The sequence below is a fragment of the Mesorhizobium sp. M7A.F.Ca.CA.001.08.2.1 genome (genome assembly GCF_003998455.1).
Taxonomy (GTDB): Bacteria; Pseudomonadota; Alphaproteobacteria; order Rhizobiales; family Rhizobiaceae; genus Mesorhizobium; species Mesorhizobium ciceri.
Window position 1 is genome coordinate 1 of sequence record NZ_RZPW01000124.1, and the last position, 10,780, is coordinate 10,780.

General features: G+C 61.6%; 13 protein-coding genes and 1 pseudogene. 5 read left to right on the forward strand and 9 right to left on the reverse strand.

Annotation, left to right across the window (positions count from 1 at the left end):
- The 6 genes and pseudogenes from EN914_RS10270 to EN914_RS39960 all read right to left on the reverse strand — a co-directional run.
- Positions 1–337: pseudogene (locus tag EN914_RS10270) on the reverse strand (excinuclease ABC subunit A); the annotation flags it as partial.
- A 692-nt stretch (positions 338–1,029) separates the two neighbouring features.
- Positions 1,030–1,326 carry a hypothetical protein gene (locus EN914_RS10275; protein ID WP_024503514.1) on the reverse strand — a complete coding sequence of 99 codons (297 nt, stop codon included), beginning with the start codon at positions 1,324–1,326 and terminating at the stop codon, positions 1,030–1,032.
- 88 nt (positions 1,327–1,414) lie between these two features.
- Positions 1,415–2,020, reverse strand: a complete 606-nt coding sequence (locus EN914_RS10280) for an ATP-dependent Clp protease proteolytic subunit (RefSeq protein WP_013531838.1) — start codon at positions 2,018–2,020, stop codon at positions 1,415–1,417.
- A gap of 20 nt (positions 2,021–2,040) precedes the next feature.
- Positions 2,041–2,529 carry an SRPBCC domain-containing protein gene (locus EN914_RS10285; protein ID WP_024503513.1) on the reverse strand — a complete coding sequence of 163 codons (489 nt, stop codon included), beginning with the start codon at positions 2,527–2,529 and terminating at the stop codon, positions 2,041–2,043.
- Positions 2,526–2,840 (reverse strand): helix-turn-helix transcriptional regulator, encoded by a 315-nt coding sequence (locus tag EN914_RS10290; RefSeq protein ID WP_013531836.1) that lies wholly within the window; start codon positions 2,838–2,840, stop codon positions 2,526–2,528. Before EN914_RS10290 ends, EN914_RS10285 begins: the two co-directional genes overlap by 4 nt.
- A gap of 170 nt (positions 2,841–3,010) precedes the next feature.
- Complete coding sequence (locus EN914_RS39960; RefSeq protein ID WP_338101297.1) at positions 3,011–3,304, reverse strand: cupin domain-containing protein; 294 nt, start codon at positions 3,302–3,304, stop codon at positions 3,011–3,013.
- Between the two features lie 183 nt (positions 3,305–3,487).
- Between EN914_RS39960 and EN914_RS10300 the strand changes: the two genes are divergently transcribed.
- Both EN914_RS10300 and EN914_RS10305 read left to right on the forward strand, forming a co-directional pair.
- Complete coding sequence (locus EN914_RS10300) at positions 3,488–4,009, forward strand: single-stranded DNA-binding protein (protein ID WP_024503512.1); 522 nt, start codon at positions 3,488–3,490, stop codon at positions 4,007–4,009.
- 135 nt (positions 4,010–4,144) lie between these two features.
- Positions 4,145–4,570: an OsmC family protein gene (locus EN914_RS10305; RefSeq protein ID WP_024503511.1), complete on the forward strand. Its 426-nt coding sequence runs from the start codon at positions 4,145–4,147 to the stop codon at positions 4,568–4,570.
- Positions 4,571–4,603: 33 nt separating this feature from the next.
- Here the strand turns inward: EN914_RS10305 and EN914_RS10310 are convergent, their stop codons facing one another.
- Both EN914_RS10310 and EN914_RS10315 read right to left on the reverse strand, forming a co-directional pair.
- The gene (locus EN914_RS10310; protein ID WP_013531832.1) at positions 4,604–5,233 is read right to left on the reverse strand and encodes a MarC family protein; all 630 of its coding nucleotides are present in this window, start codon (positions 5,231–5,233) and stop codon (positions 4,604–4,606) included.
- Positions 5,234–5,393: 160 nt separating this feature from the next.
- On the reverse strand, positions 5,394–5,924 hold the full coding sequence (locus EN914_RS10315) for a hypothetical protein (RefSeq protein WP_024503510.1): 531 nt from the start codon (positions 5,922–5,924) through the stop codon (positions 5,394–5,396).
- An 86-nt stretch (positions 5,925–6,010) separates the two neighbouring features.
- Between EN914_RS10315 and EN914_RS10320 the strand changes: the two genes are divergently transcribed.
- The gene (locus EN914_RS10320) at positions 6,011–6,832 is read left to right on the forward strand and encodes an AraC family transcriptional regulator (RefSeq protein WP_024503509.1); all 822 of its coding nucleotides are present in this window, start codon (positions 6,011–6,013) and stop codon (positions 6,830–6,832) included.
- 220 nt (positions 6,833–7,052) lie between these two features.
- Entirely contained in the window at positions 7,053–9,854 is a 2,802-nt protein-coding gene (gene gyrA / locus EN914_RS10325; RefSeq protein ID WP_013531829.1) for a DNA gyrase subunit A, read from the forward strand.
- A 69-nt stretch (positions 9,855–9,923) separates the two neighbouring features.
- On the opposite strand, the gene EN914_RS10330 is transcribed toward gyrA, so the two are convergent.
- Positions 9,924–10,076, reverse strand: a complete 153-nt coding sequence (locus tag EN914_RS10330) for a hypothetical protein (protein WP_081714296.1) — start codon at positions 10,074–10,076, stop codon at positions 9,924–9,926.
- Between the two features lie 322 nt (positions 10,077–10,398).
- On the opposite strand from EN914_RS10330, the gene coaD reads away from it, so the two are divergent.
- A partial coding sequence (coaD, locus tag EN914_RS10335) for a pantetheine-phosphate adenylyltransferase (protein WP_127389070.1) occupies positions 10,399–10,780 on the forward strand: 382 nt, incomplete at its 3' end.

Below are 10,780 nucleotides of genomic sequence, written 5' to 3' on the forward strand. Positions count from 1 at the left end.
GCCGCATATAGTCGTAGATCTCGGTGACGGTGCCGACGGTCGAGCGCGGGTTCTTCGAGGTGGTCTTCTGCTCGATGGAGATGGCAGGCGACAGGCCGTCGATCTGGTCGACATCAGGCTTCTGCATCATCTCGAGGAATTGCCGCGCGTAGGCCGAAAGGCTTTCGACATAGCGGCGCTGGCCTTCGGCATAGATCGTGTCGAAGGCCAGCGATGACTTGCCGGACCCCGACAGGCCGGTCATGACGATCAGGCTGTCACGCGGCAGGTCGAGATCGACATTCTTCAGATTGTGTTCGCGCGCCCCGCGAATGGAAAGATATTTATGGTCGGCCATAGCCGGTCGCCGCCTCAGAATCTGGAATTTCCTGGAATGGCGGGTTTTCCCGGCCATCCCCTATGTAGGTAGTTTTGCCGCCACGTCGAGAGACGCCACAATTCCCGACAAAAGCGTTTAAGCGTCTTTCGCGTGAACGGGCAAGCGGAAAGAACAAAGGCCGAACACGCTCCTGACAAAGCTGTGCAAAAACTGACTTGTACGTAACCTCCCGGCGATCACGTTTTTCGGTAACCGGCTATTGATGGTTGACGCGGGCAACCCAGGAGCGCAGTCTCCGGAAGTCAACGAAGCCGGCCGTCTTTCGATGGCCTCGCCGCCCAAAGGCGGCCTGCGAGACGCCGCAGGCATTTGCGATTTGTGCTTCGAATTGACAACAATCGCAACGGACAGAGGAGCGGAGCTATGACGCCACCGGATCGTCCCCTAGGGTTCCAGTTGTCACTGGAGCCGCGGCAGGCATAAGTGCCAGGGTTTAGCGTCTGCGCCACCCGGCAAACCGTGACCTGCCATATCCCCTAAAAATCAGAGACTGCTAGTCGGATCGTCGGCCGAACGCCGCGGTGCATCCGAAATCAAACGCCGGCAGTACACTCCCGGCAAAGTTGGATTTGAGATCCAGAAGGCCCCGTCCGTTTGCCCAAGGCACGGCGGGGCCGTTTTATGTGGGGAACGCTCATTTCCGCGCGCACTCAGTGACGCGGCGGCCCGATCGAGCCGGCGCCGACATCGACGGTGATGCTGCCGGAAATCCTGACATCCGTATCGCCGATCTTGAATGTGCCGTTCTCGCCGGCCGGCAGCGCATCGTCCGGCTCGGGAGCCGGCTTGGCGATGCGGTAGTCGCCGGTCACGCCGGGCAGGGCGCTTTTTTGCGTCGACGGCGAACTGTCCTCTGCAAGAGCCGCGCCGCTCACGAGGCTGGCAACAGCGAGCACCATGACGGCGATGACGGGACGCAGTGGTCTGGAGGGATGAGTGTCGGTCATCCCAGGACTATAGTGGCGCGCCGCCGATGGAACCAGACCGGCATCGTCAAATCTTCGGCAGCCGGCCGGACTCCGCTCCGGCCCTGGCTTACGCCGCCTTTTTGCGCGTGTCGAAAACATGGTCGACGATGCCCCATGCCTGCGCCTCGCGGGCGGTCATGAAGTGGTCGCGGTCCAGCGTGCGCTCGACCTCTTCATAGGTACGGCCGCAATGCTGCGCGTAGAGCTCGGTCATGTGCCGTTTCGTCCTGCCGATGCGCTCGGCATGTCGCTGGATGTCGGAGGCCTGGCCCTGGAACCCGCCCAGCGGCTGATGCAGCAGGATGGTGGCGTTCGGCAGGGAAATCCGGCGCCCCGGTGTGCCTGCCATCAGCAGGAACGAGCCCATCGAAGCGGCAAAGCCCATGCATACGGTCGACACCGGGCAGCTGATATATTGCATCGTGTCGTAGATGGCGAAACCACTGGTCACCACGCCGCCCGGCGAGTTGATGTAGAGCGAGATCTCCTTGTCCGGATTGTCCGATTCCAGCGACAAAAGCTGCGCGCAGACCAGCGCCGAGATGTCGTCGTTGATCTCGCCGTTGATGAAGATGATGCGCTCGCGCAGCAGCCGCGAAAAGATGTCGAAGGCGCGTTCGCCGCGGCTCGATTGCTCGATGACCATCGGCACCAGACTGGCAACACCGCTCATTTTTCTTCTCCGATTTTCTATTATGCCGCGCGCAGAAGGCGCGGTGCGTTCGCGGCGATGGGCTTTCCAATTGCGCGCAAACCGAGCGAAAGACGGCAGCCGGCGCCTGCCATGGCGATGGCAGGCATGGCCTTGCGGGCAAAGCCGTCATGGACGACACGCAGATGCGTGCCGCCGGAAACGGTCCGGGCAAGTGTGAAGGTGACGGTACTGTCGAGCGGATCCTGCCTGGCTGCGTCGCCCGGCTGCTCCCGCCAGGAATAGCGCAGCAGCTTCTCGGGTTCGGCGTCGAGGATTTCGCATTCGATCGGCGTGTCCGGCCCGGCGAAGGCGAAACGGTTGCCGATCTCGAGGCTGATGTCGTTCGGCATCATCCAGGCGGCCAGCAATTCCGGTACGGTCAGGGCCCGCCAGACCTTTTCCGGCGGCTCGGCAAGGTCGTACTCGAACTCGAGCGCATCCGCGGCGTCGATTTGGCCCTCGTTGGTCGTTGATCCCGCCTTCTTCATTGATCCATGTCCTTCAAAACCGCCTTCAGCCTTTCGATGCGTTCCGGCCAGAAAGTCCGGTAGCGTTCGATCCAGGAGAGCAAGGGAGCGAGCCCCTGCGGATCGGCGCGGTAATAGGCGTTGCGGCCGGCTCGCCGCTCGACCACCAGGCCTGCGCCACGCAGCACCGCCAGATGCTGCGATACCGCGGGCTGCGACACCGTCATACCGGTGCGCAATTCCGACACGCTCATCTCGCCTGCGGCCAGCCGCTCAAAGACGGCGCGGCGCGTCGGGTCGGCCAGTGCACGAAAAATCTCTGCTTCGATCATGTCAAAAGCATAAGTGAATACTTATTGATTTGGCAAGCACTGTTTTACGAGATTGTCGGAAGCCAGCGTCTCACCATTCCGGCAGGCCCATCGAACGTCGCCTCGAAAATCGGCGACGCAAGGACGGCGTGGATGTGAAGCGTTCCAGTGCCGGCGTTCTTGAACCCGTGTTACCTGTTCGCTGGGACAACGAGAGACTGGCCCGATGTCACGACTGTATGCTCATCGTCGATCCACATCTCAGCCCTACCGGCGATAACGGTCAGCACTTCCTCCACGGGATGCCAATGCGTTGGGGCGCCGACCGTGGGCTCGACCCATTGCTCGAATATGCAAAGTTGCGATGCACCATTGCTGGCCGACACATGCATGCGTGTTTCCACACCTGCTCGCCATTGCTCGCGCTGCTGGTCCTCATGTGCGACAGACTTCATTTGATCGCCCCCGGTCAGATCCGATTTCATGGAAATTTCCGGCCGGGACACTACATCTTGCTGACAAACATTGACAGAACGTCATCTGCACCATAGAACGAAAAGGGAACAAAAACCTTGTGGGTAAAGGCAGCCACGGCAAGCGGCTGACGCCTGCAGCCTGTAAGGTGCTGCGACAAAAAAATTTGTTTCGGATGAGCGCGGAGAAATATCATGGCGGGTAGCGTCAACAAGGTCATTTTGGTCGGCAACCTCGGCGCGGATCCCGAAATCCGTCGCCTCAACTCGGGCGAGCCGGTCGTCAACATTCGCATTGCGACGTCGGAAAGCTGGCGCGACAAGAATTCCGGCGAGCGCAAGGAAAAGACCGAATGGCACAACGTCGTCATCTTCAATGAGGGCATCGCCAAGGTGGCGGAGCAGTATTTGAAGAAGGGCATGAAGGTCTATGTCGAGGGCCAGCTGCAGACGCGCAAATGGCAGGACCAGACCGGCGCCGACAAGTACACGACGGAAGTCGTGCTGCAGAAATTCCGCGGTGAGCTGCAGATGCTCGACGCGCGCGGGCAGGGTGAAGGCGGCCAGGTTGGCGGCTATGCCGGTGGCGGCAGCAGCCGTGGTTCCGATTTCGGCCAGTCCAGCCCGAGCGAAGGCTTCAATCGCGGTGGTGGCGGTGCCAAGAGCGGCGGCGGTGGCGGTTCGTCGCGCGAACTGGACGACGAAATCCCGTTCTGATCGCAACTGCAGATGTTATTTTTGGCTTAAGTCAAACATTGCGCCCCGAGAGTCCCTCATGGACTTTCGGGGTTTTGCATTGTCGAACTGAACGCTGACATGGCGATCAACGAAATATGGCGAAGGACGAGTTCGATGAAAGCACGCGTAAAATGGGTCGAGGAACGCACCTTCGTCGGCGAGTCTGGTAGCGGCCACAAACTGGTGCTGGGAACCGCGCCCGGACCGGAAGGCAGGACGCCGGGACCGAGCCCGATGGAGCTGGTGCTGATCGGCACCGGCGGCTGTTCGGCCTATGATGTCGTGCACATCCTCGAAAAGGGGCGCGAGGCGGTCGAGGACTGCGTTGTCGAGCTCGAGGCCGACCGGGCGGAAACCGAACCCAGAGTGTTCACCCGCATTCATATGCATTTCGTCGTCAAGGGCAGGCAACTCTCCAGCGACAAGGTGAAACGCGCGATCGACCTTTCGATCGAAAAATATTGCTCGGCCTCCGCGATGCTTGCCAAGACCGCCACGATTGCCCACGATTTCGAGGTCGTCGACACGACGGCGAGATAGAGCCGGCTTTGAGATTCTCGCCGCGTCAGCCTGTCAGCCCGCTATCAGCGCCTTGATGCCGTCGGCGACGAATTGCACGGCCAGTGCTGCCAGGATGACGCCGAGCAGGCGGGTCAGGATCGAGCGGCCGGTCTGGCCGAGGATGCGGTCTATGCGTTCCGACAGCACGAACACCAGATAGGTGATGGCAAGGCAGACGAAGATGATGCCGACCAGCGCCGCCTGCGCCGCGAAGCCTTGAAAGGAACCTGAGAGCAGCACAGTTGCCGAAATGGCGCCGGGACCCGCGATCAGCGGGATTGCCAGCGGGAAGGCGGCGATGTTGTGGATCATGTCCTTGGTGATGGCGACGTCGCCGATCTTTTCCTTGCGGTCCTGCCGGCGCTCGAACACCATTTCGAAGGCGATGAAGAACAGCAGGAAGCCGCCGGCGACGCGGAAAGCCGGCAGCGTGATGCCGAACACCGACAGGATCGAGGCGCCTGCAACCGCAAACAGCGCCATCACCAGGAAACCGATGATCGAGGCGCGGACGGAAACCTGCTGGCGCTCCTCGCGGTTCATGCCGCGCGTCACGGCGAGGAACAGCGGCGCCAGGCCGGGCGGATCGATGGTCACGAGAATGGTGACGAACGCGTTGAACAGGCTGTCGAAACTCGGCATCTCTGACCCTCCCGCCGGGCCGTGCCCGTACCAGGATAATTGGTAGAGCAAAGCCCGTTCGGTGGGAACTGTTCGTGAGAAAGTGGTTGATGCCGGCGAGACAGCGGAGGGCGCAAAGGGTCGCGACGCTTTTATTCCAGGCTGCTGCATTCTTCGGCGATCAAACCGCTCGGCGCGCCAGGAACTCGACCTCCAGCCGCCATGTCGCGCCATTGCCGTGCGAGCGCTCGCCCAGCCATCGGAAGGCGTTTTCGGTGATGCGTGAAAAGCCCCAGCGTACTGAGCTGCCGGTGCCGTCGGTGCCCACTTGCACGATCGTGTCGCCCTCGGCGCGGCCGAGCTGGCGGCTGAAATACTGGTTGCGCGGGTCGCTCCAGAAGATGTGCCAGGCATCCGCGCCGGGATCATAGACGCGCAGTGTCGTGCCGTAAAAAGTCCATTTGCCGAGCGAAGGCTGGGAACCAGTGTCCCGCGCGGGCAGGATCCAGACGTCCTGGATCGCCCGGCCTTCCAGCACCCAGCCGAAATGCACCTCGCCGCGCCCTGTCAGCACCGTTCCGTCCTCGAGGTGGCGCGAGGCGTCGAAAGTCCAGGCGCCGACGAAGCGGCCGTAAAGGCTCAGTTTTTCGGCAAGGCCTTCGATCGGTCCGGGGCTATGCAGGGCATCGGCAAACGAAGATTGATCGAACATGGTTGTGGCCTCTTCTTGTCAGGAGATTGGGAGGGAATAGGCGGTTACGGGGTTCTGGGCTTGGGAAAAATTGCTATATTTCGACCATGACGACGACCACGCATAGTCTCGCATCCGGAGCCGGTTGGCATGTGACGGATGTGATCTGCACGGCCGGCGCCGGCCGGCCGTTCGAGGAGGCGCATCAGGATTTCTGTGTGGCTGCAGTCACCAGCGGCACGTTCCGCTACCGCGCCCAACAAGGAACGGCGATGCTGGCGCCCGGCGCGCTCCTGCTCGGCAATCCCGGCACATGTTACGAATGCGGGCACGAGCATGGCGGCGGCGATCGTTGCCTCTCGTTCCATTTCAGGCCGTCCTACATGGAGCGGATCGCGGCTGGCGTGCCGGGCGCCAGGAAGCTGGCTTTCGAGGCGGCGCGCCTGCCGCCTTTGCCGGTCCTGGCGCCACTCCTGGCCGAGGCGGAAACCGCTCGCGAGATGGCCGACATCGACGCCTTCGAGGAACTTTCCCTGCGCATGGCCGGTGCTGCCGTGGCTACAGCCTCCGGCGCTACGCATGTCAGGCGCGCGCCGAGACGCCGCGATCAAAAACGGGTTGCCGAAGCTGTGCGGCGCATCGAACTCGATGCAGACGGGCCGATCTCGCTTTCAGCACTTGCCGATGAGACGGCGACCAGTCCGTATCATTTCCTGCGCATCTTCCGGCAGGTGGCGGGCATGACCCCCTACCAATTCCTGCTCAAGACGCGATTGCACAGGGCCGCGGTGCGGCTACGCATGTCGGACGATACGGTTTCCGCGATCGCTTTCGGCGCTGGCTTCAGCGATCTGTCGACCTTCAATCGTCGTTTTCGGCGGATCATGGGGCAGACGCCAAGCCAGTATCGCAGCCGCCGTGGCGCATAGGTCGTTTCTGCTTGGTGAATCGGCCCGGTGCACCGCAAGGCAGACACGCAGGCTTTTGCGTCAGGGCGGCGAAAACCGCCTTGGCCATATCGTCGCAATCATCGGTATCCATTTGAAATTACCATCAAAAATGACACTGGAAAAGTGCCGTGAAGGTTGGAGTTTCGGGCTTGCTTCCTATATAAGCACCAAGTGATTCCTGATTAGATTGTGATCCGATTTGACCGACCAGAAGACACCGCGCGGCGCCGACGGCGGCCCCACCGGCATCGAGCCGATATCCATCGTCGAGGAGATGCAGCGCTCCTATCTCGATTACGCCATGAGCGTGATCGTCAGCCGTGCGCTGCCGGACGTGCGCGACGGCCTGAAGCCGGTGCATCGCCGCATTCTCTTCGCCGCCCATGAGAGCGGCTACCATTGGAACCGCAAATATGTGAAGTCGGCGCGTCCTGTCGCCGACGTGATGGGTAAATACCATCCGCATGGCGATGCTTCCATCTATGACGCCTTGGTGCGCATGGCGCAGGACTGGTCGTTGCGCGTTCCGTTGATCGACGGGCAGGGCAATTTCGGCTCCATCGACGGCGATCCGCCTGCGGCGATGCGCTACACGGAAGCGCGGCTGACCAAGGTCGCGCACGAGCTCCTGGAGGATATCGACAAGGATACCGTCGATTTCCAGGACACGTATGATGCTTCCGGCAGCGAACCTAAGGTTCTGCCGGCACGTTTTCCCAACCTTCTGGTCAATGGCTCGGGCGGCATCGCCGTCGGCATGGCGACCAACATCCCGCCGCACAATCTCGGTGAAGTCTGCAATGGCGCCATCGCCATCATCGACAATCCGGCGATCGACCTGCCGGCGCTGATGGAGATCATTCCTGGCCCTGATTTTCCGACCGGTGGCATCGTGCTTGGCCGTTCGGGCATCTACAGCGCCTATTCGACCGGCCGCGGCTCCATCGTCATGCGCGGGCGCGTCAACATCGAACAGCGCGGCAACGACCGCGAGTCCATCATCATCACCGAAGTTCCCTACCAGGTGAACAAGTCGTCGATGATCGAGAAGATGGCTGAGCTGGTGCGCGACAAGCGCATCGAAGGCATTTCCGATATCCGCGACGAGAGCGACCGCCAGGGCTACCGGGTCGTCATCGAGCTGAAGCGCGACGCCGTTGCCGACGTCATTCTCAACCAGCTCTACCGCTTCACGCCGCTGCAGACCTCTTTCGGCGCCAATATGGTGGCGCTGAATGGCGGCAAGCCGGAAGTGATGAACCTGACCGATATGCTGAAGGCTTTCGTCGCCTTCCGCGAGGAGGTGATCACAAGGCGGACGAAGTTCCTGCTGCGCAAGGCGCGCGATCGCGCCCATGTGCTGGTCGGTCTCGCTATCGCAGTCGCCAACATCGACGAAGTCATCAAGCTGATCCGCACCGCGCCGGATCCGCAGACGGCGCGTGAGCAGTTGATGGAGCGGCGCTGGCCCTCTGGCGACGTGGAATCTCTGATCCTCCTGATCGATGACCCACGCCACCGGATCAACGAGGACGGTACCTACAATCTGTCCGAGGAGCAGGCGCGCGCCATCCTCGAGCTGCGCCTGCAGCGCCTGACCGCGCTCGGCCGCGACGAGATCGCCGACGAGTTGAACACGATCGGCGCCGAAATCATCGATTATCTGGACATTTTGTCTTCCCGCGCACGCGTCCAGCAGATCGTCAAGGACGAGCTTGCCGCCGTGCGCGACGAGTTCGGCACGCCGCGCCGCACCGAGCTCACCGACGGCGGTTCGGACATGGAAGACGAGGATCTGATCCAGCGCGAAGACATGGTCGTGACGGTGAGCCATTCCGGCTACATCAAGCGCGTGCCGCTGTCGCTCTACCGGGCGCAGCGCCGCGGCGGCAAAGGCCGCTCCGGCATGTCGACCAAGGAAGAGGATTTCGTCACCCGACTGTTCGTCGCCAACACCCATACGCCGGTGCTGTTCTTCTCCTCGCGCGGCATCGTCTACAAGGAAAAGGTCTGGCGGCTGCCGATCGGCAATCCGCAGTCACGCGGCAAGGCGCTGATCAACATGCTGCCGCTGGAGCAGGGCGAGCGCATCACCACCATCATGCCGCTGCCCGAGGACGAGGCCAGCTGGGGCGAACTCTACGTCATGTTCGCCACCACGCGCGGCACCGTGCGCCGCAACGATCTATCCGACTTCGTCCAGGTCAACCGCAACGGCAAGATCGCCATGAAGCTGGAGGAAGAAGGCGACGAGATCCTCGGCGTCGAAACCTGCACCGACAAGGACGACGTGCTGCTGACCGCCAGTTCCGGCCAGTGCATACGCTTCTCCGTCGGCGACGTGCGCGTCTTCCAGAGCCGCAATTCGGTCGGTGTGCGCGGCATAACCATGGCCGAGACCGACCGCATCATCTCGATGTCGGTGATCGAGCATGTCGATGCTTCGCCGGCGGAACGCGCCGCTTACCTGAAGCGCGCGGCGGCGGAGCGGCGGCTTGCCACGGAAACGGCCGGAGAAGAGGAAGAGATCGCGCTGACCAATGAGGAGATCGGCGAGGAGACAGAGCTTTCCGACAGCCGATACGAAGAACTCAAGGCGCACGAACAGTACGTGCTGACGGTGACCGAATTCGGCTACGGCAAGCGTTCGTCGTCCTATGATTTCCGGCTGACCGGACGCGGCGGCAAGGGCATCCGCGCCACCGACGTGTCGAAGGCGGCCGAGATTGGCAGGCTGGTGGCGACCTTCCCGGTCGGCAATGACGACCAGATCATGCTGGTGTCGGACGGCGGCACCGTCATCCGGGTGCCGGTCAACGGCATTCGTTTCGCCAGCCGCGCCACCAAGGGCGTGACCATCTTCAACACGGCTGAAGGCGAAAAGGTGGTTTCGGTCGAGCGGATCTCTGAACCGCAAGCGGACGAAGAAAGCGAAGAGACCGTCGAGGGCGGTGCCGATGCCGCTGCGGCGTCTGACGCCGGTCCGGAGGGTGCGGACTAAGTCCGGCACCCAGGTTGTGACATGGCAACGCCGGCCAGCTGGCCGGCGCGGCAGCAAGTTCAGGCTTTATCAGTAGTGGCGATATGGCTTACGCGGGCCGAAGCCTTCGAAGCGCTTGGTGTTTGCCTTGACGCGGATGCGTTGTGCCTCCTGATGCAGCCCAAATACGGTGGCGATCAGCATGGCGACGGTCATTGCGGTGGCGAGCATGTAGATCAGCATGTGCGTGTTCTCCTGCGCCTAACAACGGATAGATGGGATTTTGGTTTCATCTAATTAAGGTGCAACCTAGTGAACGCTGCGTGAAGGCTTCGTGATCAGCGTGTTCATCTGTCGTTCATGTGCCGGAAAAGGTTCACGGCCGGCGCGCCGATCGGATTTGCCTTTGCGAGAGAGGCTCGCTAGAGCCTGTTCCATCTTGGTGGACGGAAGATGGAACAGGCTCTAGCTTTCATTTGAGCATGATCTCTAGGACAAACGAAAAACCGTTTGTCCGCAAAAACCGGTTTCCACTTTTTGGGATCATGCATTAGAAGCACCTGCCATGACCGAACGCATTGCCCTCTATGCCGGCTCCTTCGACCCGCTGACCAACGGCCATCTCGATGTGCTGAAGGCATCGCTGGCCGTGGCCGACATCGTCTATGCGGCGATCGGCATCCATCCGGGCAAGCAGCCGCTGTTTTCCTTCGAGGAGCGGGTGAAGCTGATCGAGACGGCGACGAAGACGGAATTCGGCAGCGATGGTGCCCGTATCAAGGTCGTCGCCTTCGACGGGCTGGTCATCGACGCCGCCAGGAAGCACGGCGCCTCGATCATGATCCGCGGCCTGCGCGACGGCACCGACCTCGACTATGAGATGCAGATGGCCGGCATGAACGAGACTATGGCACCTGAGTTGCAGACGGTTTTTCTGTTCGCCAGCC